Source organism: Streptomyces aurantiacus, from assembly GCF_027107535.1.
In the GTDB taxonomy this organism is placed as follows: domain Bacteria; phylum Actinomycetota; class Actinomycetes; order Streptomycetales; family Streptomycetaceae; genus Streptomyces.
Genome location: NZ_CP114283.1, coordinates 5,520,163 through 5,546,130 on the forward strand (window position 1 = coordinate 5,520,163; position 25,968 = coordinate 5,546,130).

General features: G+C 70.3%; 19 protein-coding genes and 1 pseudogene. 12 read left to right on the forward strand and 8 right to left on the reverse strand.

Annotation, left to right across the window (positions count from 1 at the left end; all coding sequences use genetic code 11):
* Positions 1–143: 143 nt before the first annotated feature.
* From O1Q96_RS26715 to O1Q96_RS26745, 7 genes are all read right to left on the reverse strand, one after another.
* On the reverse strand, positions 144–1,574 hold the full coding sequence (locus O1Q96_RS26715; protein ID WP_269250558.1) for a DUF2252 domain-containing protein: 1,431 nt from the start codon (positions 1,572–1,574) through the stop codon (positions 144–146).
* 169 nt (positions 1,575–1,743) lie between these two features.
* Complete coding sequence (locus tag O1Q96_RS26720; protein WP_269250559.1) at positions 1,744–2,118, reverse strand: amphi-Trp domain-containing protein; 375 nt, start codon at positions 2,116–2,118, stop codon at positions 1,744–1,746.
* Positions 2,119–2,199: 81 nt separating this feature from the next.
* Positions 2,200–3,699 carry an MFS transporter gene (locus O1Q96_RS26725; protein WP_269250560.1) on the reverse strand — a complete coding sequence of 500 codons (1,500 nt, stop codon included), beginning with the start codon at positions 3,697–3,699 and terminating at the stop codon, positions 2,200–2,202.
* A 52-nt stretch (positions 3,700–3,751) separates the two neighbouring features.
* Complete coding sequence (locus O1Q96_RS26730; protein ID WP_269250561.1) at positions 3,752–5,599, reverse strand: glycoside hydrolase family 15 protein; 1,848 nt, start codon at positions 5,597–5,599, stop codon at positions 3,752–3,754.
* Positions 5,600–5,778: 179 nt separating this feature from the next.
* Positions 5,779–5,940 carry a hypothetical protein gene (locus O1Q96_RS26735; protein ID WP_269250562.1) on the reverse strand — a complete coding sequence of 54 codons (162 nt, stop codon included), beginning with the start codon at positions 5,938–5,940 and terminating at the stop codon, positions 5,779–5,781.
* Between the two features lie 34 nt (positions 5,941–5,974).
* A complete protein-coding gene (locus tag O1Q96_RS26740) occupies positions 5,975–6,448 on the reverse strand; it encodes an SHOCT domain-containing protein (protein WP_269250563.1) in 474 nt (157 codons plus the stop codon).
* A 178-nt stretch (positions 6,449–6,626) separates the two neighbouring features.
* The gene (locus O1Q96_RS26745) at positions 6,627–7,286 is read right to left on the reverse strand and encodes an HdeD family acid-resistance protein (protein WP_269250564.1); all 660 of its coding nucleotides are present in this window, start codon (positions 7,284–7,286) and stop codon (positions 6,627–6,629) included.
* Between the two features lie 263 nt (positions 7,287–7,549).
* Here O1Q96_RS26745 and O1Q96_RS26750 point away from each other — a divergent pair.
* Positions 7,550–7,660 (forward strand): annotated as a pseudogene (locus O1Q96_RS26750) (SDR family NAD(P)-dependent oxidoreductase); the annotation flags it as partial.
* 39 nt (positions 7,661–7,699) lie between these two features.
* Here O1Q96_RS26750 and O1Q96_RS26755 read toward each other — a convergent pair.
* A complete protein-coding gene (locus tag O1Q96_RS26755; RefSeq protein WP_269250565.1) occupies positions 7,700–8,059 on the reverse strand; it encodes an SH3 domain-containing protein in 360 nt (119 codons plus the stop codon).
* Between the two features lie 324 nt (positions 8,060–8,383).
* On the opposite strand from O1Q96_RS26755, the gene O1Q96_RS26760 reads away from it, so the two are divergent.
* The 11 genes from O1Q96_RS26760 to O1Q96_RS26810 all read left to right on the forward strand — a co-directional run bounded on the left by O1Q96_RS26760 (position 8,384) and on the right by O1Q96_RS26810 (position 25,964).
* Entirely contained in the window at positions 8,384–9,226 is an 843-nt protein-coding gene (locus O1Q96_RS26760) for a phosphotransferase (RefSeq protein WP_269253732.1), read from the forward strand.
* An 89-nt stretch (positions 9,227–9,315) separates the two neighbouring features.
* Complete coding sequence (locus O1Q96_RS26765) at positions 9,316–10,293, forward strand: hypothetical protein (protein ID WP_269250566.1); 978 nt, start codon at positions 9,316–9,318, stop codon at positions 10,291–10,293.
* A 213-nt stretch (positions 10,294–10,506) separates the two neighbouring features.
* Positions 10,507–11,601 carry a DNA glycosylase AlkZ-like family protein gene (locus tag O1Q96_RS26770; RefSeq protein ID WP_269250567.1) on the forward strand — a complete coding sequence of 365 codons (1,095 nt, stop codon included), beginning with the start codon at positions 10,507–10,509 and terminating at the stop codon, positions 11,599–11,601.
* 1,228 nt (positions 11,602–12,829) lie between these two features.
* On the forward strand, positions 12,830–14,308 hold the full coding sequence (locus O1Q96_RS26775; RefSeq protein ID WP_269250568.1) for a sugar transferase: 1,479 nt from the start codon (positions 12,830–12,832) through the stop codon (positions 14,306–14,308).
* A 73-nt stretch (positions 14,309–14,381) separates the two neighbouring features.
* Positions 14,382–15,698, forward strand: a complete 1,317-nt coding sequence (locus tag O1Q96_RS26780) for a nucleotide sugar dehydrogenase (protein ID WP_269250569.1) — start codon at positions 14,382–14,384, stop codon at positions 15,696–15,698.
* Positions 15,688–16,968: a glycosyltransferase family 4 protein gene (locus tag O1Q96_RS26785; protein WP_269250570.1), complete on the forward strand. Its 1,281-nt coding sequence runs from the start codon at positions 15,688–15,690 to the stop codon at positions 16,966–16,968. The genes O1Q96_RS26780 and O1Q96_RS26785 overlap by 11 nt, the downstream gene beginning before the upstream one ends.
* Positions 16,965–18,335 (forward strand): Wzz/FepE/Etk N-terminal domain-containing protein, encoded by a 1,371-nt coding sequence (locus tag O1Q96_RS26790; protein ID WP_269250571.1) that lies wholly within the window; start codon positions 16,965–16,967, stop codon positions 18,333–18,335. The genes O1Q96_RS26785 and O1Q96_RS26790 overlap by 4 nt, the downstream gene beginning before the upstream one ends.
* Positions 18,332–19,858 (forward strand): Wzz/FepE/Etk N-terminal domain-containing protein, encoded by a 1,527-nt coding sequence (locus O1Q96_RS26795; protein ID WP_269250572.1) that lies wholly within the window; start codon positions 18,332–18,334, stop codon positions 19,856–19,858. Before O1Q96_RS26790 ends, O1Q96_RS26795 begins: the two co-directional genes overlap by 4 nt.
* A 3-nt stretch (positions 19,859–19,861) precedes the next feature.
* Positions 19,862–21,796 carry an asparagine synthase (glutamine-hydrolyzing) gene (asnB, locus tag O1Q96_RS26800; protein WP_269250573.1) on the forward strand — a complete coding sequence of 645 codons (1,935 nt, stop codon included), beginning with the start codon at positions 19,862–19,864 and terminating at the stop codon, positions 21,794–21,796.
* A 17-nt stretch (positions 21,797–21,813) separates the two neighbouring features.
* Positions 21,814–24,006 carry a bi-domain-containing oxidoreductase gene (locus O1Q96_RS26805; protein WP_269250574.1) on the forward strand — a complete coding sequence of 731 codons (2,193 nt, stop codon included), beginning with the start codon at positions 21,814–21,816 and terminating at the stop codon, positions 24,004–24,006.
* On the forward strand, positions 24,003–25,964 hold the full coding sequence (locus O1Q96_RS26810; RefSeq protein ID WP_269250575.1) for an alginate lyase family protein: 1,962 nt from the start codon (positions 24,003–24,005) through the stop codon (positions 25,962–25,964). Before O1Q96_RS26805 ends, O1Q96_RS26810 begins: the two co-directional genes overlap by 4 nt.
* Positions 25,965–25,968 lie beyond the last annotated feature (4 nt).

Consider the following 25,968-nt stretch of genomic DNA (forward strand, 5'->3'; position numbering starts at 1 on the left):
GTGTTCAGCCAGGGCGTAAGCGGCCTGGCTGGGGGCGCGGGCGCGCCGTACGCTTCTCCGCCCCGCGGGTGGATTCCCGTGGATTCCCGCGACGCACCGGACAGGGCGCCGAGGGGCCTCGTACGACGCCTGCTTTCCCGGTGTCAGGCTTCGTTGAGGTCCTGCGCGGGCAGCCGCCCCGAGCGCACCGCGTCGACGAGAGTCTGATGGTCGCGCTCGTTCTGGTCGGCGTAGGCCTCGGCGAACGCGGCGAGGGCTCGGTCGAACACCGCGCCGCTGCCCAGATAGGCGGCGATCGCGATCCGGTCGCCGGAGCGTGCGTGCGCGCGGGCCAGGGTGACCCCGCACAGCTGGCCGAATGCCTTCATGTCCTTCGGCCGCATCCTCTCGGGCACGGCGATGCCCTTCCAGTCGCGCAGCTGGCGGAGATAGAAGTCGCGGCGCTTGCCGTCGATCCCGTCGACTCGTTCCCAGCCGAGGAAGATGTCGCTCGAGGCCTGCATCAGCCGCTGGCCGGCGACGACCCGCTGCCCCTGGTTGGAGAACCGGCTCGGGCCGACGTGCGAGGACAGCACGGAGGCACCGGCCTCCTTCGCCTGGAGGAAGAGGGGGTCTCCGCTGTCCCTGCCGAGGAGGAGGAAGATCCAGCAGCGGGTGCCGACACTGCCCACTCCGACGACCTTCCGGGCGATGTCGACCAGGCGGTAATCCGCCAGAAGCGAGCGCCGATCGGATGCGAGCGTACGAGCATAGCGTTCGAGCAGGCTCTGGAACTGGCGCTCCAGTGCGGTGCGCGCGACATCCGGCAACAGGTCGGCCGCCGGGACGAGCAAGGGCGGGTCGGCCGCGATGCGGGGCCCGTGCTTGGTCGTCCGGGTGAGTTTGTCGAAGGCTTGCAGGCTGTCGCGGGTGCGCGCCTTGTCCATGGCGCGAAACAGGTTCTTCCGGCCGCGCTTGTGGAGGCGGTCGGCGGCCAGTGTCTCGAGGAGGCTCTCGTCGATCTTCGCGTACCAGACGTCGAGGTTGCGCATGTCTGCGAAGCGGATCATTGCTTCGCGGTACGAACGGACCGTGGAGCTGACGACGCGGGCGCGCTCGGCGTCGTCGAAGCCGTTCGCCCGGCCCGCGATGGCGAGACTCGTCGCGAGCCGCTTGACGTCCCATTCCCAGGGGCCCGGCAGCGTCTCGTCGAAGTCGTTGATGTCGAACACCAACTGGCGTTCCGGCGAGGCGAGCAGACGGAAGTTCAGCATGTGGGCATCCCCGCACAGCTGAACCGTGAGCCCCGAGGAGGGACTGTCGGCGAGATCGGACGCCATGATCGCGGCGGCGCCCCGGTAGAAGCGGAACGGGGACTCCAGCATCCGGGCGTACCGGATCGGAACGAGCTCGGGGAGCCTCGTAGCGGACTGGGCTTCCAGGATGGCCAGTGGATCCCGCCGACGGGAGGAGAGCTGGTGGACGGCGTGGGACGACCGTGGTGACCGGCGCCGCGACTTCCTGCCCAGGGCTGTACGTTCCTCAGGCGTTGCCTGAGGTGCCGCACGCATCGCTGTGGCCACGATCTTGGACATCGCACACCTTCCTGCCTGGCCTTGACCGGTCTTGCGGCACGGCCGGTGGGGTGACCGGTCGCAGCTTCGGGAGTGGGGTGCGGTGAAGCGGCGCGGCCGGACCTGGCCATGGCCTGATCGCTGTCACGGCTGAGCTGCGTACAGGTGCGCAGCCCGCACCCCTGTCGAGTCAGGACGCTTTCGTGGCGGCCCGTTTGACGCGCTTGTTCTTGGCAGTGCCCGCGCCGGTCTGACCCCGCTTGGCGGGCGTGCTCCTGCGCTTCGGCGCACCGGTGGTGGAGGCGGCTGCGGCAGAGCGCGCGGGCGCCTTCCGGGCCGCCCTGCTCGGCCAGGTGAACTCGATTTCGAGCTCGATCTCTCCGTCGTCGACCTCGATCTCGATCTCGCTGCGGAGATCGTCGGGGATCTTCAGGCTCAGTGTCCCGTGCCCGAATTCCAGGTCGACGTCCCCGCCCTTGCGCAGGGCGTCCGCGAGCGCGGTGAGCTGGTCCGCCGCCTCCGTGCGCGACAGCGAACGCTTCTGCTCGAACTTGAGGTCCGTCATGGGGTTCTCCGATCAAGCACACACAGCAGGTGTGGATCATTGTCACGTCATGCGGGAAGTCCAGCATCCTGACGTCCCGCTCTACGGCGACGACGGTCTCGGCGGGCCCGGGCGTCGGTCGGCGTCTCCCTTCGCACGCTCCTCGGTGTTGCCCCGGCGCCGGGTCGGGGCAGGACCGGCGGGTGCTGCGGGCGGGGGAAGCGTGGAGGGCAGACGGGCCGCGGCCACCAGGCCACCGAGTCCGATGGCAGCCAGGAAGCCCATCGCGGCGGCGTAGGCGCCCTGCGACAGACCGGCGACGAGGATGGTGCCGGCTATCGCGGTGCCGAAGGAGGAGCCGAGGTTGGAGACGCCGCGGGAGAGCCCGGAGATCTCGCCCTGGCGCGCTTCGGGGAACGCGGACTGGACGACATTGACCGAGGGGGTCAGCATCACGCCGAGACCGAGTCCGATCAGCAGGAGGCCGGGGGCGAAGGCCCACGGTCCGGCGGAGCTGGAGACAAGGGCGATGAGGACGCCGATCCCGGTGACGGCCAGTACGAATCCGGCCATGATCAGCGAGCGCTGGGACCACCGCGCGGCCAGGCGCGCGGCCGCCAGAGACGTAACGAGCAGGCCCAGGGTGGCCGCTGTGAAGATCACGCCGGTTTCGACGGCGTCGTAGCCCCGGACGGTCTGCAGGAACGCCGCGACAGTGAACGACGTGCCCATCAGCAGCAGCCACTGGACGTTCTGGGTGATCAGGCCGAGGTTGGACGTGCGGTTGCGGAGCAGGCCCGTCGACAGCAGCGGCTCTCGTCCAGCCCTCTCCTCAGCGCGCACCCAGCGCAGAAACGCCGCCAGGACGAGGGTTCCGGCCGCCAGCAGAGCAGCCATCAACCACAGGTTGTCGTCGGCGGCGAGGATGCCGGCGACGATCAGTACAAGACCCGCGGCGGAGAGCACGGCTCCGCGGACGTCGAAATGCCGCTTCGCGTCGGGCGGGAGCGGGTCGTCGAGCGAGCGGCTCAGGATGATGATCAGTGCGACCACCAGGGCCTGGAGGACGAAGGCAGCACGCCAGCTGATCGCCGCGGTGACGAGACCGCCGATGAGCGGGCCCGCTGGCGCGCCGACGCCCCCGGCGGCCATGACAGTGCCGAAGGCGCGGGCGCGCGAGTCGAGGCTGGTGAAGAGCAGGGTGGTGAGGATGTAGACCGGCGGAATCAGCAGGGCGGTGCCGATGCCCTGGAGGACGGAGTTGCCGAGGATCAGCACTCCGAGCCCGGGCGACACCGCGCTGAGCACGGCACCGGTCCCGTACACGGTGAGGCCGATGAGGAAGCAGCGTTTGCGGCCGAGGATGTCGGTCAGCTTGCCACCGGGAATCATCAGCGCGGCCATGACGAGCAGGAAGATCGTGATGACGATCTGGACGCCCTGGACGGTCGTGTCGAGGTCCTCACTGATGTCGTTGATCATCACGTTCATGTTCGACCCGGCGAAGCTGCAGATGAACTGCGCGAGGGCGAGCGGGGCCAGAACCTTCAGGCCGGCGCGCGAAGGGGTGCGGGGGCCGGGCTCGGGTGTCCGTTCGCTCATGCCGCCTCCCAGGTTTCCCCTTGCTCGTGTCCTGCCGGAGGTACCGGAAGGATCAGCAGGCCCGTGGTTCTGCCCGGTCGAGTTCCTCGTCGAGGGCGATGGCCGCGTCGATGAGGGCCAGATGAGTGAATGCCTGGGGGAAATTGCCGAGCTGCTCGCCGGAGGGCCCGATCTCCTCGGCGAAGAGACCGACGTGGTTGGCGTAGGTGAGCATCTTGTCGAAGGCGTAGCGCGCCCGGTCTATGCGGCCGGCCCGGGCGAGGGCCTGGACATAGAGGAAGCTGCAGAGGTTGAAGGTGCCCTCGGAGCCCTTCAGCCCGTCGGGCGAGGCTTCCGGGTCGTAGCGGTAGACCAGGCTGTCGCTGACGAGTTCCTCGTCCATGGCGTCGAGCGTGGTGAGCCAGTCCGGGTCGTCCGGGGCGAGGAATCCCACGCGGGGCATGAGCAGCAGAGAGGCGTCGAGCACGTCGGAGTCGTAGTGCTGGACGAAGGCGCGGCGCTTGTCGCTCCAGCCGCGGTCGACGATCTGGTCGAAGACGGCGTCGCGCGCCGCGGACCAGCGGCCGAGATCGGCCGGGCGGGCGTGGGCGGTGGCGAGCTTGACGCCCCGGTCGAAGGCCACCCAGGTCATGAGACGGCTGTAGGTGAAGTCGTGGCCGCCGCCGCGGGTCTCCCAGATTCCCTCGTCGGGACGGTCCCAGTGGTCGCTGAGCCAGTCAAGGAGCTTCGCGAGGGCCTTCCAGCCGCGTATGCCACCGATGTCCTTCGCCTGGGCGATGGCGTAGGCGGCCTCACCGTAGATGTCGAGCTGGATCTGGTCGGCCGCCGCGTTCCCCGCCCGGACGGGTGCGGAGTTCCGGTATCCCTCGAGGTGGTCGAGGATCTCCTCCGTCAGGTGGGGTTCGCCGTCGATGCGGTACATGATCTGCAGTGGTTCCCCGGAGGCTGTGGCCCCGGCGTCGAGGCGATCGCGCAGCCAGCGACGGAATGCCTGGGCCTCGGCGGTGAAGCCGAGGTCGATCAGCGCTCGGACGGACAGGGAGGCGTCGCGGATCCAGGTGTAGCGGTAGTCCCAGTTGCGTTCGCCGCCGATCTGTTCGGGCAGGCCCATGGTGGCGGCGGCGATCGGTGCGCCGGTGGGGGCGTAGGTGAGGAGTTTGAGGGTGATCGCGGAGCGGATGACCATGTCGTGCCAGCGGCCGCGGTAGCGGCATGAGCGCAGCCAGTTCAGCCAGAAGGCGCGACAGGCGTCGAAGGATGCGGTGACCGTGTCGACGTCGGGACGGGGGACGCCGGGGTCGCGACCACGAGCGGCGGCGTCCGCGCTGTGGCTGGTGAGGACGATCGCGGCCTGTTCACCGGCGCGGAGGGTGAAGTGCGCGCTGACGTCCTTGCCGCCCGCGTCGAGAGCGACGGGGGCGGTGGCCTGCAGGTGCAGGTCGGTGTCGGGGCCGCAGAAGACGACGGATCCGTCGTCGAGCCGGTCGAGAGAGTGCTCGGCGCGGCCGTAGTCGAAGCGCGGCCGGCATTCGAGTTCGAACGGCAGGCTGCCGCGCACCACGCGGGCGACCCGGACCAGGCGGTGCCGGGCGGACGGGGTCGTGGAGGGGTCCGGCTCCATGAAGTCGACGACTTCCCCGACACCGTCGGGCGCCATGTAGCGGGTCACCAGGACGGCGGTGTCGGGCATGTAGAGCTGGCGGACGGTGACGTTCTCGCCGACGTCGACCGTCAGACGGCAGTGACCGCCTCGCTCGCTGTCCAGGAGGGAGGCGAACATGCTGGGCGAGTCGAATCGCGGGGCGCACCACCAGTCGACCGTGCCGTCGGCGGCGATCAGTGCCGCGGTCTGCAGGTCACCGACGATCCCATGGTCGGCGATCGGAGGGTAACTGTTCATGGCTTCTCCTTGTGGTGCGGGGCGCCACACGTGTCCGCCGTGGTGTGGCCCGGCGCCGGGGCGGGGCGGCTGCGTGCGAGTCGTGCCACGTGGGCGGACGGCAGGGGCACTGCCGGCGGTGCGGCCACCGACAGCAGCATCCCGAGGTCACGTACCGCTCCGGTGTGCGCGAGAGCCCGCTACGCTCCCGCGGCGGCGGGCGCCAGGTCGCCGGGGCCGGCCCGCCCGACGCCGCCGCCGCTCGGCGGGATCGTCATCTCTCTTCTCGCCCCCGCCCTGGTGCGACCCGCCGACCGGAGCTGTTTCGTCGAGTCCGCCTGCCGTACGTGTGTGGCGGTCATGATCGACCCTCGTTCCGTGTCGTACGGCACGCGTTCAGCGGTCGCCGTTCATGGCTGCCGTACTGGTGGCGCCTGCGTTCCCGGTCGGGGCCCGGCCGCTCAGGACCAGCTCCTTGGCCCTGCGGAACTCCTCGTCCGTGATGTCGCCGACGGCTCGGATCTCGGACAGCTTGGCGAGCTCGTCGACGCTGCTGCGGCGGCCGTCTCCGGCGGCCTCCCTCACATAGGCATGGAACGCGTCCTGCTGCTCCCGGGCCTTTGCGATCTCCCGGCGGCCCATGTTCTTGCCCCGGGCGATGACGTAGACCAGTACGCCCAGGTAGGGCAGGAAGAGGGTCAGTGCCAGCCAGCCTGCCTTCGCCCATCCGTTCATCGCGTCGTCACGGAAGATGTCGGTGACCACGCGGAAGAGCAGCATGATCCACAGGATCCACAGGAAGAACAGGAGCATGCTCCAGAAGATGCTCAGCATCGGGTAGTCGTACGCCAGGTTCACGGGTGCGCTCATGTCCTTCTCCTCCGTCGCGGGCATCGGCCCGACTGGTGGCGCGTGCCGTCCTCAGCGTGCGCACGGGCGGCACCGTGCGCCTCACCCGGAGGGGGTGATGGGGACGGCTGCCCGGAGGGGCGGCCGTCCCCTCGGGGCGGAGGAGGTTCCCGCCGCGGGTGTGGGGTGGTGCGGCCTGTCAGGTGCCGAGACGTGACGCCGGGTCTTCGGCCGCCTTTTTGAGCGCTGCCCGCCAGGCGAGTGCGAGAGCTGTCTCGGCGAGCCCGAGCAGAACGAGCCACAGGCCGAGCAAGCGGGTCAGTGCCCGTGCGGACTCCGAAGGCAGGGCAAGCACCACGATCCCCGCGACAACGCCGAGAATCGCGACGGTCAGGACGACACCGCGGTGCGGCAGGTCCTTGGCGGTGATGGCGGTGTAGAGGGTCAGCAGGCCTGACACGAGCCAGACGGCGCCGACGATCAGTGAGAGCGCGGCGATGGTCTGCAGGGGGTTTCGCAGGCACAGCACCCCGGCCAGAACGAAGAGCACAGCTGCGAACAGTCCCGGGAGCCGTTCACCGTGCTCCTTGTGCGCGAAGACGGACACGAACCGGAACGCCCCGGTGGTCAGCAGATACAGGCCGATGAGGACCGCAACGACGTGCAGGGTCCCGTCCGGCCACACCAGAATCAGAACGCCGGGCACCAGTGTCACCAGTGCCGAGACCAGGATCCAGGTCCATGAGCGGCCCAGACGTGTCAGTACGTCCGCGGGGCCGCTTGCAAGGCCGGTGGCGGCCTCGCCGGCGGCCGGTCGCGGTCCGTCGTACGGCTGTGTCGGGTCACGGGGTGCGGTCATGGCGTGCTCCTCACGGAAACGGGCGGGACGTCTCCGACGGCGATCGGGGCCCTGCCGCTTCAGCCTCGCGCGCGTCGTCCGCCGCTGTGTCACCCGCTGCGGGTGATCTGTCGGCTCCGCGAAGGGGGTGGGTCGATGATCGGCGTTGGGTATGGCGAGGAGTGGGTCGTACCGGTGCCCGACCGCCCACCCGGAGCGGAGCAGGCGGGCGGACAGAGCCGCAGCACAGCGCGACAACCGATGCACGAACCAGGAGCGACACCATGAGACTCGACAACCACCGCGTCGTCGTCACAGCCGCCGGCCGCGACTTCGGGCGAACCCTGGCGATCCGGCTCGCGGACCTCGGTGCCGAGGTCTTCCTCTCCGCTCGATGTGCGGTGCGCGCGTCTGCTCACCGCGGCTGTCGCTGGTCAGGAAGGCGAGCCGGAGCATCTCGGCGAGCCCGGGATGTAGCCGTCGCTGCCTGTGTTGACGTTCGTGTCGGACACGAATCCGTTGTTGCTGAGCTTGTCCCAGATCGCCGAGGTCCCGTACGTCCCGGTCACCCGCTCGCCCTCCGTCTGACACACGATGTTGACCACGGAGCGCGCCGGGAGCACCTGGATGATCCGGTGGGACGTCGACGGACCTGTGCGGACGTTCACTTGGACGTTCGCCGTGTGGAAGCCGGCCGCGTTCGCCGTTCCCGCGCCTCCCAGTACCCAGGCTCCGGTCAGGGTGGCCACCACTCCACCCCAGGCTGCAGACCGGCGGATCTTGGCACTCAACATCGGGAACTCCTCCGTCACGGCATCCCCCAGTGTGGGGCACACGGCGTGAACTCTACCCAGGGCAAAGGCAGTTCGCCGCCCACGCCAGGCAGGGCGGCGCTGCCCACGTCGTTCCCGACGCGGGACAAGATGCTGCCGTCATCGGCCACGGCGACCGACCCGGCCGACAGAGGGCGCCGGAGAATTCCAGGGCCTGTGCAGTCCTTCTTTGCGATGCTGGTCGCCCCGTCCGGATGTGGACGCCACACGACGCTCTCGAAGGCTTCGAGGGCGTCGCAGCCGTCCTCGGACGCGTATGTGTACTCAAGAATGAGGGGAGGACGTATGGAGCCGCCGGAACTCCGTCGCGCAGTCGAGGCCGGTCGGGCGACCGCTTCCGAGCTGGGCCTTCAGGTCGATGATGTGGTCGTCATCCACAACTCGGATCGTGTCGCGCTACGCCTGGAACCTTGCGGCGTTTTGGCTCGGGTCGCACCAGTGGAGCACTTGGCTGATTCCGAGTTCGAAGTAGAGGTTGCCCGCCGTCTCACCGACGTTGACGCTCCGGTGGCCGAACTCGACCCTCGGGTGGAACCGCGGGTGTTCTCGCGTGACGCCTTCGCCGTCTCGCTCTGGACCTACTACGAACCAGCGGAATCAGAGATCGCGCCGGCCGACTACGCAGATGTGTTCCTGCGACACCATGCCGCCCTGCGCCATGTCGACCTGGATGCTCCGCACTTCACCGATCGCGTCGCTGTGGCACTCGGCGTGGTGAAGGACCGGGAGCGGTCCCCCGAGTTGCCCGCGTCCGACCGGGAACTCCTGAGCGAAACACTCAGTGGACTGAGCGCCGCGATCAGCAGCGAAAATGCCCGCGACCAGCTGTTGCACGGCGAGCCGCATCCGGGCAACCTCCTCAACACCCGTAAAGGCCCGCTCTTTGTCGACCTCGCCACCTGCTGCCGCGGCCCGATCGAGTTCGACCTCGCCCATGCGCCCGAAGAAGTAGGGAACCAGTACAAGGGGGCCGACCCCGTCATGCTTCACCGGTGCCGCGCTCTGAACTGGGCATTGTTCTCGGCCTGGCGTTGGCGCCAAGCCGACCAGATGCCCGACCGGGACCACTGGAGGGTGGCAGGGCTCAACCACATGCGTGCTGCACTTGATCGCTGCGACCTGCGCTGAACTCGAGGCAGGTCCGCCGCTCCCCTGAGATGCAGTGGCTGCACCGATCCCGGCTGTCGGCCATCTGAGCCGGTCGTTAGCCTCGGCGCATGACTTCTGTGCCTCCGCCGAGAGTGATCACGCGTCACCGGGACGGGTCGATCCACGCGTACGTGACACACCCCGGCACTCTCGGCCCGCTGGAGCCCGTCGCGGTGTTCCAGCCGCGACCGGGCGACGACGTCGTGGAGTCGGCGGTCCGGCCCGACCTGGAGCGCGTCGTATATACGACGCTGGACCGCGTCGTCTGCCTCACCCGCACCGGTGACCTGGCGTGGGCATCGGCCTTCGAGCCGCACTCCGGCCGGCTCCATGGCCACCGGCCCGGCTGTGCGCTTTCCCTGGACGGTCGAACCGCGTGGATCTACCGGCCTGACGCGATGGCGGGCCGTCGAAACGCGGACCAGTGGGTGGCGCACGATCTCGGCAGTGGAGCGGTCCTCGCCTGCCAGGAGCTCGAGACGGCCGGGCACGGCGCCGGCCACCACGTGCACCCGGTTGACGGCAGCGTCTACCTCGACGTCGGCGAGGGCCAGGACGGTTCCGTCATTCTCAGGAGTGCGGCCGGGCACGGCGGCAGGCCGGAATTCGTGACCTACCCGTGGCGGGACCGCTGCCTGATCGACCTGGCGCCGGACGGGCAGCAGTTCATGACCGTCGACCACGGGCAGGCGGACGTCGCCTTCCACCGCCATCCCAGCGGAGACGTCCTGTTCACTTTGCCCGTCGAAGCATTCGGGTACGACCCTGACGAAACCTTCGTGGAATGGAGCGGCGGTTACCTGACCCCGGACACGGCCGTCGTCGCCCTCGGCGGTGAGGGTCATGACGAGGAGGAATGGTTCCGCCACCACCTGATCGACGTCCGCACGGGCACGCTCGGTGGCGAGATCGCCGTCGAAGTGACCACCCCGTACGAACTGGTGCCCTTGGGCGACGGCTCCTGGCTCACCGACGGCCCCGACGGCGCCCCCCTCCGCTGCTCGCGCTCACCGCTGCCTTCCTCACCTCCGCCCCCGAAGGCCTGATGGGCAGTCACCAGCCGTCCGGGTGGGCGACTTTTGCCAGTACCACGGGCTGCCGTCGCCCATGTCTTCCACGTCGCCACGTACGAGTCCGGCGCGGCCGCCCGCGCCATCCAGGCCGGTTCAGCAGCCGCTCCGGAACCCCCTCCGCCAACTCCGTCGCCGAGCCGGCCGGGGCCTGTACGGTTCGCCCAACGCGCATGAGGGAGGCAGTAGGTGACCGGCACACATCGCGTCGAAGTGTCACGGGAGCAGGTGCTGGCCCACCGGGTGGCGGCCCACGGCTTCGACCGTTCTCTCACCGCGCCCGCGATGCTGGCCCTCGGCGTACAGGACACGCCGAGAGGTTCCGCGCGTACGGCACTGGCCGCGAGGGGTGCCACGGCCGACGGGCTGGAGCTCGTGTGGTCGTTCCGCGGAGGGCCGCATCTGCACCGGATCGCCGACCTGCCGCGGCTGGCCACCGCTCTGTGGCCGGTGGACGACGCGGATGCCACGGCGCGGATCAACACCACCGTGATCAAGGAGGGCGCCAAGCTCGGCCTCGGAGCCTTCGAAGCCGCGGCCCGCGCGTTCCGTGATGTGGTGACCGCGCCGATGGCCAAGGGAGACGTCAGCACGGCGGTCAGCGCGGCCGTTCCTCCTTCACTGACCTTCTGGTGCGAGCCGTGCGGCGCCCGGCACATCTCCGGATTGTTGTTCCAGCAGGCGGGGCTGTTCGGATCGGTACGGATTGGCGCGGAAGGCGGCCGGACGGTCGTCTCACCACTGCTGCGCCGTTTCCCCGTACCGGAGTCGGCCACCGGGACGGAGGCTCTCGTGGAGGCCTATCTGCGCTTCCTCGGTCCGGCGACGCCCGCCGAAGTCGCGAAGTACCTGGGAACCAAGCCACCCGTGGTCAAGAAGGTATGGCCACAGGACCTCGTCGAGGTCTCGGTGGACGGCAGAACGGCGTGGCTGCCGGGTCGCGACCTGGATTCTTTGGTCTCCGCGCGGCGCGGCGAACTGGTACGGCTGCTGCCACCGGGCGATCCGTTCCTCCAGGCGCGCGACCGGACGCTGATGGTGCCCGACAAGGCCCGTGAGAAGCAGGTCTGGCGCGCCATCGGAGGCCCCGGGGCCCTGCTCGTCGGCTCGGAGATCTCCGGCATCTGGCGTGCCAAGTCCGCCGGCCGCAAGCTCGACGTGACCGTCACACCCTTCGGCCCGCTCGCGGCCTCGGTCCGCAGAGCGCTGGAAGCGGAGGCCGCGCAGGTGGCCTCCGCCCGTGGCGCGACCGAGGCGCGGCTGCACATCGGCGACGGCGCGTAGCGGCTGCCCTGACGGCGGCGCCGCCGCCGGCGAACCGGGCAAGGCCCCCCCCCGCGATCTCCACGAGAGCCGCCGAGTACGCCCAGGCGACGCCGGCAGACGGGGGTCGATGAGCTGCCCGATGCGCATCACGGCCGGGAAGACGCCTCTCGCGTCCCTCCCCTCCGGGTCAAACATGCGTCATCCCGCGCACTACACCCCGAAGTTGCAGGTGTACCGCATCCCCACGTCCTGGAACGTTTCACGTCATGCACCAGGGGAGCAGTTCGGCACCATCGGCAATGCCCGGGTACGCCAGAGAAGATGCAGGTCACTGGCCTTTCGCGGCGGGTTCGAGAATGATCACGCATTCCACGTACGAGGTCCCCGGAAAGGGCGTGGAACTGACCGGAACCGACTCCTGCGGTGTTGACGCGCAGTTCAGGCCTTTCTTTGAGCCTTCCAGCCAGGATCTGCCCGTGCCGGGCAGCAAACAAGCGGCGCAAATTCGATCAGGATTGTCCCGGGCCCGGCCCTGATGCGGTCACACCTACTCCCGGACGTGCAGCCGGACGTCACACGATCTCGTACGTGCGACTCGCCGTCCGGGTCGCTCACCGCGCCTGCCTCCGGCGCCCGCAGTGGCACGCCGTAGTGCACGAACAGCTGGAAACCGTAGCCGAACAGGGCGCCGGGGACGGCCTGTTGGAGCCCGCCCATCCACCTCCGCCCGGAGGCCGCAGCCGCGGAACCCGGCCGGCTCCTGGAGCAGCGCGGCGACCCGGAACCCGCAGCAGAAACCGGTCGGTGAGTCCTGACTCAACCTTGAACACAAATTGCACACATCCTCTCTCCATACGGGCCCTGATGGTCTAGATTGACCGTGCTTCAGCTGTTCGGGCACTAGGCGACCAGTAATGATCAATAGATCCTGCGCTACGCAAAGCCAGCAGTTCGCGTCCCCGACGCCAGTCGTCGCGGTGATCAGTTCTTAAAGCCTGAGGGGGGTCTTGGGTGTGGGGAGCACCCGAGAATTCGACGGTTTTCCGCGCGCCTCGAGAGGTCGGCAGGGCAGGCAAGCCTGTTGCTGCCACGGCGAGTTGTGCACGCACCTCTGAAACAGCAGGAATGTCACGCGCGGAGGCGGGGGCCTCCCGAGGGGAGAAGCAGTGCGGGGAGGCGGGGGCCTCCCGGGGGGAGCAACAGTGTGAGGCGAACACGTCGAACCACTGGGGACCTGGGGGGTTCTGTGGGGCAAGGGGGCAGAGTCAGCACGTTTCCGCCGACTGGCGGGCGTCTGGCGAACGGGGCAATCAGCCCACCCGCGATCGACTGGGAGCAGCGCTACCGCCGCACCGTGATCATCAGCGACACCGTGGCAACCGCCCTGGTGGTGGCGGCGATCGGCAACTTCTTCGGAGCCCGGGACGCGGCCAACTGGCACGAGAAGTGGGGAATCCTCGCCTTCGGCACCGAACTGCTGGTGCTGGGGTCGCTCGCGGTGAGCCGGTCATGGGCTCCGGCCGTGCTCGGCCAGGGCGCCGAGGAGTTCCGCCGGCTCGGACGCTCACTCTTCACGGCGACCGTCGTGCTGGCGCTCGGCGGGATCGCCCTGACCTCGCGCAACATCAAGCTCTGGATCTTCGTCGCGATCCCGGCGATCGCGCTCGTCACCATGACCGCGCGGTATGTGCTGCGCCTCTCCCTGCACAAACAGCGGAAGGAGGGCCAGTGTCTGCGACCGGTGCTGGCTGCCGGCAGCCCGGACACCGTGCGCGACCTCATCAGCCGAACCCGCAAGTTCCCGCACCTCGGCTGGCGGGTGGACGGAGTGTGCACGACGGACGGGCTCCTGCTTGAGGGGGACCAACTGGACGGAGTGCCGGTCGTCGGCCGTCTGACGGACGTCGCCAAACACGTCGAGCACGACGGCTACCGTGTCGTCGCTGTCACACCGGACCCGTACTGGACACCGGACCGGCTGCAGCGGCTGGCCTGGAACCTCGAAGGCAGCGATGCCGAGATGATCGTGGCCCCCGTACTGATGGAGGTTGCCGGACCTCGGCTGCACGTCGACGCGGTGCTCGGAATCCCGCTGCTGCGGGTCAGCATGCCGACCTTCACCGGCGGCCGCCGGGTGGTCAAAGGGGTCGTCGACCGGATCGGCGCAACGATCCTGCTGACGCTGTTCGCACCGCTGATGGTGTTCGTCGGGCTGCTTGTCCTGACGGACAGCCGGGGCGGGGCGTTCTACCGCCAGCGCAGGATCGGCAAGAACGGCCGCGAGTTCACCATGCTCAAGTTCCGCACCATGGTCGCCGGGGCCGACAGGGCACGTGCCGAACTGGCCGACCTCAACGAGGGCGCCGGACTGCTGTTCAAGCTCCGCCGGGATCCGCGGGTCACCCGGGTGGGAGCGGTCCTGCGCCGGTACTCGATCGACGAACTCCCGCAGCTTTTCAACGTACTCACCGGATCGATGTCGCTCGTCGGCCCGCGGCCGCCGCTTCCGGAGGAGTCCGCCGCGTACGGCCCGGACATCCGGCGGCGGCTGCTGGTCAAGCCCGGGCTCACCGGCCTGTGGCAGATCAGCGGACGCAGCGACCTGTCGTGGGAGGAGGCGGTCCGGCTGGACCTGCGGTACGTGGAGGACTGGTCGCTCGCCCTGGACACAGTGATCTTGTGGAAGACGCTGCGGGCGGTTCTCTACGGACAGGGCGCCTACTGATGCGCGGAGGTCGTCATCCGTCCGCCGCGCGGACCGCAGGCCGCGAAGGCCTGCCTGGGGGGAGAAACGGGTCATGAGAGTCAGCGTTTTCGGGCTCGGTTATGTGGGCTGCGTGTCGGCCGCGTGCCTGGCCAGCATGGGCCACGAGGTCGTCGGGGTGGACGTGAACCCGGTGAAGGTCGACCTGGTCAACGACGGCAAGGCCCCGGTGGTCGAGGAACGCATCGGCGAGCTCATCGCCGAGGTCGTGGGGACCGGAGCGTTGCGCGCCACCGACGACGTCCGCGAAGCGATCATCAGCAGCGAGGTGTCGCTGGTCTGCGTGGGCACGCCGTCGGAGGCCAACGGCAGCCTGTGCACCACGTACTTGGAGCGGGTCACCGAGGAGATCGGCGCCGCCCTGGCCGAGCGGGGCGGGCGGCACACCGTCGTGTTCCGCTCCACCATGCTCCCGGGCACCTGCCTGAACCTGCTGGTACCGATCCTGGAGAAGTACGTCGGCGGCACGGCCGGGGTGGACGTCGGGGTCGCGGTCAATCCGGAGTTCCTTCGCGAGGGCACGAGCGTGCGGGACTTCTTCGACCCGCCCAAGACCGTCATCGGCGAACTCGACACGGCGAGCGGCGACGCGGTGGCCGCGCTGTACGACGGATTGCCCGGCGAGGTGTTCCGGGTGCCGGTTCCGACGGCCGAGGCGATCAAGTACGCGGACAACGCGTTCCACGGCCTCAAGATCGGCTTCGCGAACGAGCTGGGCGCGGTGTACCAGGCGCTCGGGGTGGACTCGCACCAGGTGATGGACGTGTTCCTGGCCGACCGCAAGCTGAACATCAGCCCCGCATACCTGCGGCCCGGCTTCGCCTTCGGTGGCTCCTGCCTGCCCAAGGACCTGCGCAGCCTGGTCCACGCGGCGCAGCGGGCCGACGTCTCGGTGCCCATCCTCTCCCACGTGCTGCCCTCCAACTCCGACCATCTGCAGCGCGCGGTGGAGCTGGTCGAGCGCACCGGCAAGCGGCGGGTCGGCCTGTTCGGGCTGTCCTTCAAACCCGGCACCGACGACCTCCGCGAGAGCCCGCTCGTCGAACTGGCGGAGAGGCTCTTCGGCAAGGGGTACGACCTGCGGATCCACGACGCCAACGTGAGCCTCTCCCGGCTGATCGGCGCGAACCGCGAGTACATCGAGACCCGGCTGCCGCACCTCGCGCAGCTGATGGCGGACTCCGTCGACGAGGTGCTCGAACACGCCGAGGTGTGCCTGGTCGGGACCAGGGATCCCGCCGTCCTCGCGGCGCTGCCCCACGGCGACGAACCAGTGATCGTCGACCTCATCCACCTTCCCGACGCCGACGCGCGCCGGACCGAACCGGGGTACGTGGGCCTTGCTTGGTGACACATCGTTCGATGACACGGTCAGCGGCGACCGGCACACCCGGCGCGCGCTGATCCTGGTGGAGAACCTGTCGGTGCCGTTCGACCGGCGGGTGTGGCAGGAGTGCACGACACTGCGCGACGCGGGCTGGGAGGTGCACGTCATCTGCCCCCGCGGGGAAAAACGGGACACGGAGTCGGAGGCGGAGATCGACGGGGTGCGGATCCACCGCTACCCGTTGCGCGCGGCCACCGGAGGGCCGGCCGGCTACCTGCGGGAGTACGGAACGGCGTTGTGGCATACCCTCCGGCTGGCCCGGAAGGTCGGTCCGGTCGACGTGGTCCATGCCTGCAACCCGCCCGACCTGCTGTTCCTTCCGGCACTGTGGCTCAAGCGGCGCGGCGCGCGATTCGTCTTCGACCAGCACGACCTGGTGCCCGAGCTGTACCTCTCCCGGTTCGACCGCGGCGAGGACCTGCTCTACCGCGCCGTGTGCGCGCTGGAACGGCGGACCTACCGGGCCGCGGACGTCGTGCTCGCCACGAACGAGAGCTACCGGGACGTCGCGCTGCGCCGCGGCGGCCGGCGGCCGGAGGACGTCTTCGTGGTGCGCAGCGCGCCCCAGGTCGACCGGTTCCAACCGGTGCCGCCCGAACCGGAGTTGAAGCGCGGCAAGCCTCATCTGCTGTGCTACCTCGGCGTCATGGGGCCTCAGGACGGCGTCGACTACGCCCTGCGGGCCCTCGCGAAGCTGCGCGACGAGTACGGGCGGACCGACTGGCACGCGGTGTTCGTCGGCGCCGGCGACGCCTTCGACGCGATGGTGGAGCTGTCCCGGCGGCTCGGACTCGCGGAGCAGGTGCAGTTCACCGGGCGCATCCCGGACGCCGATCTGGTGCGGTACCTGTCCACCGCGGACGTGTGCCTCTCCCCCGACCCGCGCAATCCGCTCAACGACGTGTCGACCATGAACAAGGTCCTGGAGTACATGGCGATGGGCCGGCCGATCGTCTCGTTCGACCTGAAGGAAGCACGGGTCTCCGCCGGTGACGCCGCCGTCTACGCACCCGCCAACGACGAGGCACAGTTCGCCAAGCTCATCGCGCTGCTGCTGGACGACCCGGAGAAACGCGCCCGCATGGGCAAGATCGGCCAGGAACGGATCAGCGGGCAGCTGTCCTGGCGGAACTCGCAGGCGTCGCTGCTCGCCGCCTACACCGCTGCCTGCGGTGACCACGCTCCGGTGTCGGCGGGCAGGACGATACGCACAGGGAAGAGGCCGCGGCGTTGAACGAAGACACCATCCGCCTGGTCACCATCGGGCGGATCCTCCGCCGGCGCCGGCGGCTTCTCACCGTCCTCGCCGTGGTGGGCGCGCTCGTCGGCTGGGGCACCTCGGTGCTGCTGTTTCCGCCGCGGTACACGGCCTCGGCATCCGTACTGCTGCCAGGACAGTGGGAAGAGCGCGAGTTGCTGACCCAGGTGGACATCGCGGCCAGTTCGTCGGTGGCCGACCGCACGGCCGCCCAACTCGGCTGGCAGGGCCTCAGCGGCGGCGACCTGCGGGATCGAGTGACCGCCAAGGCCGCCGACGGGAACATCATCAAGATCTCGGGTACGGCCGACACCCCGGAGCGCGCGCAGCAGCTCTCCGACCAGGTCGCCCAGCAGTTCGTCAAGTTCGCCGCGCGGATCGCAGGCGGCGGCACCGATGTGGAAGCCGTCGAGGGGCCCGAGGCGCTGCGGGAGAAGGTCGAGGAGACCAACCGGCGCATCACCGACCTGGCCGACGCGGCCGACCCCGGGCGGACCGTGGAGAGCGTCCAGGCACGCACCTCGCTCGAGAAGCTTCGTACCTCGCTGGAGGAGGCCATGACGAAGCTCGAACAGGCCGACCCCGCGGCCGACAAGGCCGGCTTGGTCGTCATGGGGCCGGCCGCCCGGCCCACCGGCGAGGCTCCGCCGACGAGGACGCAGCTCATCGTCGGCGGAGCGCTGCTGTTCTTCCTGCTCGCGGTCGTCGGCCATCTCACCGCCGCACGGATGAATCGCCGGCTGCGCACCGAACCGGAGATCGCCGCGGCCCTGGGGTCGGAACTCCTCGGCACCGTCGACGTACCTGATGAGCCGTCCGCGCTCCGACCCGAGGACCGTGGCCCGCGGGCCCGGATCCGCCGGCTCCTCGGCATCGACACCCGGTGGGACGTACCGGCCCCGCGGAGGTCCGGCGACGACGCCGACAGACAGATCCGCTACCGGCGGGTGTGTGCCCGCCTCCGGGACCAGTTGCCGGCCCCCCGGCGACTGCTGGTCGTCGTACCGGACGACGACGAGACCGCCCGCCGGGCCGCCGGACACCTCGTCGCCGAGACCCGGAGCGATCCGGAGCTGCGCGTGGTGGAGGTTTCGGTGGACCGGCCGACGGTGCCGGACCGCGGCGCCGAGTCCGGTGCCCTGGTCGTCCTCAGTGCGGGCCGCTGGACCGCGGAGGAGATCGCCGGCATCGCCGGTGCGTGTGCGGACGCCGGCCACGAGGTCGTCGGTGTCGTCGTCGCCGGTCCGGTCCGGGCCCGTCCCACGCGGTCCGCCGACCGTCCTGCGGACCACGCCACGCCGGCACTCGCGGCTACCGGCCCCGCGACGGGAGGTTCAGCGTGACTTCGAACGCGACTCCCGAGTCGTCACCGGCCGCTCCGCTCTTCGACCTGCAAGGGCTGGTGGTGGCGGTGCGCCGTCGCCGTCGCCTCTGGTGCTCGCTGGCCCTCCTGGGAATGCTGCTCGGCGTGGCGGTGGCGGTCCTGCTGCCGCCGCCGCCGAGCGCGATGACCAAGGTGCTGGTCGCGCATGCGGAGGACCAGCCGAACGACACCGGGACGCTGATCCGCACCGACATCGCGGTGCTGGGAACCACGCGGATCGCCGACAAGGCACTGCAGATCCTCAAGTCCTCGGAAGACCCTGAGGACTTCATGCAGGACTACCGGGGCACCGGCCTGACCAACAACCTGCTGCAGATCGATGTGACAGGTGACAGCGACGAACAAGCGGTGGCCCGAGCCGAGGCGCTGGCCGACGCGTTCGTCGCGGACCATGTGCGGCGCATGCGGGAAATCGCGGAGGCCGAGGCCAAGGCCCTGCTCGACCAGCGTGACCGCATGCGGAGCGAACTCGCCGAGGTCAACAAGGAGATCGGAGACCAGTCGCCGGACGCGGAGAGCGACCCGAAGGCGTCGGCGAGCATCGAGACGCTCTTCGCCCGCCGGGCGGAACTCAACTCGCGGATCATCGACTTCGACCAGCGCGCCGCGGAGGCACGCACCGGCACGCCCAAGGTCATCGCCGGCACGCAGATCGTCGACGCTGCGCGCCCGGTGCGGCACTCCCTGCCCAAGACCGCCGCCACCAACGGCGCCATCGGGCTCGTCCTCGGGCTCGTCCTCGGCCTTGCGCTGGCCGCCGTCGGTGCCGTGGTGGCGGACCGGCCCGTACTGCGCCGGGACATCGCGGCGAACCTGGGTGCCTCGGTGATCACGGAGCTGCCCCGCAGGTCGGGCAGGCTGTGGCAGCGCCGACGGACCCGGGCGGTGCGCGAGCGGCTGACCGCGCACCTCGCCCGCCTCGTGCGTGGCTCCACGGAACCGCTGTCGCTCCTCGAACTGGGCTGCGCGCGCAGGACGAGCGTGATCGCCCTGGACCTCGCCGGGGCTCTGGCTGCGGAGGGTTCAGTGGTGATCATCGATGGTCTGCCCGGCCCGCAGCTCGCAGACCGCCGCCCGAAGCCGGGAGACCCCAGCGTGGTCAGCGGCGAGCAGGCCGCGGCCGTGTCTCACCAGGAGCGCCGGCTCGGCGTCGGCTCGGTGGCGCCCGGCACCGCGTGGACCGACCTCCAGTACCTGGGCACCCGGACCGTGCTCGTCGTACGGGCCGGGCACGGCAGCACCGCATGGCTGCACACCGTGGCGCGGCAACTCGCGGACCAGCACATCCCGGTGGTCGGTGTGGTGCTGATCGACCCCGATCCGCGTGACCGGACCGACGGCACCTTGTGGGACGGGCTGCACACCGCGCTGCGCGGCCGGAGCGAGCGGACGGCCCTGCAGAACGGCACGGGCCGGCGGCCGTCGGAGCGGCTGCCGATGTGGACCGCACGGGTCCCGGACAGCGACCAGGAGGAGCGGTAGGACATGTGTGGCATCGCAGGCACGTACCGATGGCCGGACGGGAAGGCCGTGACCGACCGGCTCACCGACACCCTCGCCCACCGCGGTCCGGACGGCTCGGGCAGGTACGGCCACTCCGTCGGTGACGGCGAAGTGCAGCTCGGGCACCGACGGCTGGCCATCATCGACCTGTCCGAGACCGGCGCCCAGCCCATGGTCTCGGGCGGCCTCGTCCTCACGTACAACGGCGAGCTCTACAACGCGCCCGAGTTGCGTGCCGAGCTGGCAGCCGGCGGTGTGCGCTTTCGCGGTACCTCCGACACCGAGGTGCTGCTGGAGGCCTGGCGGCGCTGGGGAACGGACTGCCTGCCCCGGCTGCGCGGCATGTTCGCGTTCGGGATCTTCGACGAGCGGACCGGTGAACTGGTGCTCGCCCGCGACCAGTTGGGCATCAAGCCGCTGTTCCTGCTCCGGCGCGGCGAGGGTCTGGTGTTCGCCTCCGAGCTCAAGGCGCTCGCCGCTGTCACCGGTGGGTCGCTGGAGGTGGACCATGCGGCGCTGGTGGCCTCGCTGCTGTACTACTGGGTGCCCGACTCACGGTGCGCGTTCCGTGAAGCGGAGAAGCTGCCGCCGGGAAGCTGGCTGAGATGCCGGCCCGACGGACGGGTGGAGCGCGGGCGGTACTGGAACCTGCGGGACGTGGCCACCGAGGGCCGGGACCGCGCCCGGGCCGGCGAGCAGCCGGATGTCGCCGCCGTCGTCGAGGAGTCGACCCGGCGTCACCTGCTCTCCGACGTCCCCGTGGCGACCTTCCTCTCCGGCGGCCTCGACTCCAGTTACCTGACCGCGCTGGCGGCCCGCGACCGGCCCGGGATCTCCGCGTACACGATCGGGTTCCGCGCCGAGGACGCGAAGTTCGAGGCGATGCCGGACGACCTGCGCTACGCGCGGCAGGTGGCCGAGCAGTTCGGCGTCGACCTGCACGAGATCGAGATCGCGCCGAACGTGCTCGACCTGCTGCCGCAGATGACGTACCACCTGGACGAGCCGATCGGCGACCCCGCCGCGATCAACACCTTCCTGATCTGCCAGGCCGCCCGGGAGGCCGGGGTCAAGGTGATGCTGTCGGGGATGGGTGCCGACGAGCTGTTCGCCGGGTACCGCAAGCACCTGGCCAACGTGCTCGCGCTGCGCTACCAGCGCGTCCCGCGGCCCCTGCGGCGAGGCGTGTCCGCGGTCGTGGACCGGCTGCCGGTCGCCACGGCCCGCCGGGGGTACCGGTCGGTGCGCTTCGCCAAACGGTTCCTCTCCTTCGCCGAACTGCCGGAGGAGACCGCCTTCCGGCGCAGCTACACCATGTACGACCAGGACGAGCTGCTCGCCCTGGTCGATCCGGACCTCGCCGGGACGGTCGAGGACGTGGTGACCGAGCATGCGGACATCTACCAGGACAACGACCTCGACGACTTCGTCAACCGGATGTGTCTGGGCGACGCCCGGATGTTCCTGCCGGGCCTGAACCTCGCCTACACGGACCGGTCGAGCATGGCCGCGTCGACCGAGGTGCGGGTGCCGTACGTGGACGTCGAGGTGGTCAGGGCGGCGTTCGCCGTGCCCGGCGACCGCAAGATCGTCGGACGGCAGGGCAAGGCCGTCCTCAAGGAGGCGGCCGGCTCGGTCCTGCCCCGGGAGATCGTGTACCGGCCCAAGGGCCTGTTCAGCGCCCCGCTGCGCGCCTGGATGAGCCGGGACCTGGCGCCGCTGGTGCGTGAGGTGGTGCACGACGGTGTGCTCGTCAACTCCGGGTTGCTGCGCCGCGACGCGCTGGCGCGGATGGTCGCCGAGGACGCCGCCGGGCAGCGCGACTTCTCCAAACATCTGTGGCACGTACTGACCCTCGAGTACTGGTATCGCGGCGCGACCTCTGGGTCCGGCCAGAGCACTCGGTTGACGGCTTAGGAATCAGAGGAGTTCGGGTGAAGCAGGTAGTACAGAACTACAAGAGCGGCGAGCTGGCGGTGCTCGACGTTCCGGTGCCGGGGTGCAAGCCGGGCGGTGTGCTGGTCCGCAGCGCCTACTCGCTGATATCCACCGGGACCGAGCTCATGAAGGTGTCCGAGGCAGGCATGTCGATGGTGGGCAAGGCCCGCTCCCGGCCTGACCAGGTGGCCAAGGTCATGCAGAGCGTGGCCACCAACGGGGTGCCCGCCACCTACCGCAAGGTGATGGGCAAGCTCGACTCCTACACCCCACTGGGCTACTCGTTGTGCGGGGTGGTCGAGCAGGTCGGCGCCGGGATCGACGATGTGAAGGTCGGCGACCTCGTGGCCTGCGCCGGCAACGAGCACGCGTTGCACGCCGAGCTGAACTGGGTGCCTAAGAACCTCTACGCACCGGTGCCGGACGGCCTCGCGCCCCGGCATGCGGCTTTCGGCACCGTCGGGTCGATCGCGCTGCAGGGCGTCCGCCAGGGTGAGTCGCAGCTCGGTGAAGTGGCCCTGGTCATCGGACTCGGGCTGATCGGGCAGTTGGTGGTGCAGCTCCTCACCGCCTCGGGTGTGCACGTCGTCGGGGTCGACCCCGACCCGGCGCGCTGCGAGCTCGCCGAGCGCCTGGGCGCGGCGGCCTGCGGCGATCCGGCGTCCGCGGCCGTGGTGAGTGCCGTCGCCGAGCTCACCGGCGGTCACGGCGTTGACCAGGTGTACCTGGCCGCCGGCGGCGGCAGCAACCAGCCCGTCGAGCTGGCCGCCCAACTGAGCCGGGACCGCGGCCGGGTCGTCGACATCGGCAAGTGCCGCCTGGACCTGCCGTGGAACGCGTACTACGAGAAGGAGCTCGACGTCCGGTTCTCCCGCAGCTACGGCCCCGGGCGCTACGACCCGGCGTACGAGCTGGAGGGGCGGGACTATCCGATCGGCTACGTGCGCTGGACCGAGCGCCGCAATCTGGCGTGCTTCCTCGACCTCCTCGCCCGCGGCCGCGTCGATGTGGAGCCCCTGGTCTCCCACGTCGCCGACTTCGACGACGCGGTCGAGACGTACCAGCGCCTCAAGGACGGCGACCTCAAGGCCGTGACCGTGCTGTTCCGGTACCCCGGCCCCGCCGAGCACACCGCCGGGGCGGCGGCCCCGGCGGTGGCCGTGCCCGCGGTGCAGCGACCCGTCGGCAGGGCGTCCTCGCCGACCCGGGCCGCCCGGGCGCCGGTGCGCCTCGCGTTCGTCGGCGCGGGCAACTACGCGACATCGATGCTGCTGCCGCACCTGTCACAGCGCGACGGCGTCGAGTTGTCGACCGTCGTCACCACGACGGCGCTGTCCGCGGCCAACGCGCAGCGGAAGTTCGGCTTCGCCGAGGCGACCACCGATCTCGACGCCGTCCTCGGCGACAAGTCCATCGACGCGGTGTTCGTGGTCACCCGGCACAGCTCGCACGCCGAACTGACCCGAAGGGCGCTCCTCGCGGGCAAGTCCGTGTTCGTGGAGAAGCCCCTGGCCCTCACCGAGGACGAGCTGGCCGGTGTGCTCGCGGCGGTGGAGGAGTCCGGCAACGACCGGCTGCAGGTGGGCTTCAACCGCCGGTTCGCGCCGCTGCTGCAAGAGGCACGGCAGCGGTTCGGCGCCCGGAGCGGTCCGGCGAGCCTCCGCTACCTGGTCAACGCGGGACAGCTCCAGCACGGCAGCTGGTACCTCCAACAGGGCACCGAGGGCTCCAGGTTCGCCGGTGAGGGCGGACACTTCATCGACACGGCGAGCTGGCTGCTCGCGGCCGACCCGGTATCCGTGTACGCGGTCGCCCCGTCCGGCAACGAGGACCTGCAGGTCGTGCTGGGTTACCCGGACGGGTCCACCGCCACCATCAGCTACGTCACCACCGGCGCGCCCACCTTCCCCAAGGAGACGCTGGACCTGGTCGCGGACGGCAAGGTGCTGCGGCTCGACGACTTCGTCCGCGCTTCGGTGTACGGCCGCAAGCGGTGGGTCAGTTCACGGCTGCCCAAGGCCCGCGACAAGGGGCAGAACGCCGAACTGGCCGCGTTCGTCAAGGCCGTGCGGACCGACGGGCCGATGCCGGTGCCGCTGGAGTCGCTGGTCGCCACCACGGCGGCCACCCTCGCCGTGCAGGCCGGCCTGGCCGCCGGTGCGCCGGTGACGTTGGCGAGGACGCGATGACGGTGAGCTCGGGGAGCCCAGGCTGGTACCTGCGGCGGCTGTCCCGGATGGGACCGCGGGAGGTCGGCGGCAGGGTCGGCGACGTGGTGCGCAGGCGCCGGTGGCGGTCGGCGCGGCCGGACTGCCCGATCGTGACCGACGCCCGGTTCACCGCGGTCCTGCCCGCCGGGACGACTGCCGCCCTACCTCCGGACGCCGCGAAACGTCTCGTCGCCGAGGCGGACCGGCTGATGTACGGGCACGTCGAGTTCTTCGGGGTGGTCCGCGACGACCTGGTCGACCCGGACTGGTGGTGCGACCCGAAGACCGGGCGCCGGGCTCCGTGGGGGTACGCCTTCGACGTGCCGTACCGCAACGAGGACGTGGTCGGGGACATCAAGCAGATCTGGGAGCCTTCCCGGCATCAGTACCTCACCGTGCTCGCGGCCGCCTACGCGACCACCGGTGACGAGCGGTACGCGGAGCGCGTGGCCGAGCACCTGCGGTCGTGGTGGGCGGCCAACCCGCCGCTGCGCGGAGTGCACTGGATCAGCGGCATCGAGCTGGGCATCCGGCTGCTGTCCTGGGTGTGGATCCGCCGGCTGCTCGACGGCTGGCCCGGCGCGGCCGCTCTGTTCGAGGACAACCCGGTGGCACGGAACCAGATCTGGCACCACCAGCGCTGGCTGGCCGCCTTCCCCAGCCGGGGTTCCTCGGCGAACAACCACGTCATCGCCGAGGCCGCCGGGCAGTTCGCCGCGGCCTGTGCGTTCGGATGGTTCCCCTCCTCGGCGCGTTGGCGGGCCGGCGCGCTGCGGTCGCTGGAGCGGCACCTGCGCGGCAACACCTTCGTCTCCGGCCTCAACCGCGAGCTGGCCACCGAGTACCACGGGCTGGTGCTGGAGCTCGGCCTGGCCGCGGTGGCCGAGGCGGATGCGGCCGACGTGCCGGTCCCCGCGTCCGTCCGGCTGGTGCTGCTGCGGATGACCGACGCGCTCGCGGCCGTCGTGGACAACCGGCTACGGCCACCGCGCCAGGGTGACGCGGACGACGGGCACGGTCTGGTCGTGGACGGTGCGGGCACCGACCGCTGGGCCTCGCTGCTGGCCACCGGGGACGCCGTGTTCGGCCGGCTCGCCTGGTGGCCGGCGGTGACCGGCACCGATGTGCGCACCCCGCTGCTGGCCGCGCTCATCAAACGCACTGAACTGTCCGTGCCCCGCCCCGCGGAGCGGCCGGCCCACTTCGCCGACGCCGGGCTCACCATCCTGCGCGGTCCGCAGGAGATCTGGTGCCGTTGCGACGGTGGTCCGCACGGCTTCCTGTCCATCGCCGCGCACGCCCACGCGGACGCACTGTCCCTGGAGGTCCGGCACGACGGGGTCGACGTGCTCGCCGACCCGGGCACGTACTGCTACCACGGGCAACCCGAGTGGCGGCAGTACTTCCGGTCGACCCTCGGCCACAACACCCTGCAGTTGGACGGCGATGACCAGTCCCTGTCCGGCGGCCCGTTCCTGTGGACCCGGCACGCCCGCAGCCGCGTCCTGGCCGCGGACCCGTCCGACGCCTCCGAGACAGGCACGGCCCGCTGGTGTGCCGAGCACGACGGATACCAGGACTCCGTGCACCGGCGCCGGGTCGAACTGATCGCCGCTACCCGCGAGCTGAAGGTGATCGACGAGGTACGCGGCCCGCGCCGGAACTCCCGGTTGGCGTTCCACCTCGGCCCGGCGATCACCGCGGACCTGGCGGGGAACCGGGCCCGGCTCACCTGGACCCGGGACGGCGAGGACCGCTCCGCAGTACTGGACCTGCCCGAGCAGCTGTCCTGGCGTGCGCATCGCGGCGAGACCGACCCGCCGCTGGGCTGGTACTCCGCCGGATTCGGGCGCAAGGAACCCTCGACGACGCTGGTCGGCACCGGATTCTCCGACGGCGCGGAGGGCTTCACCACCGTGCTCAGGTTCTGCGGCTAGGGGG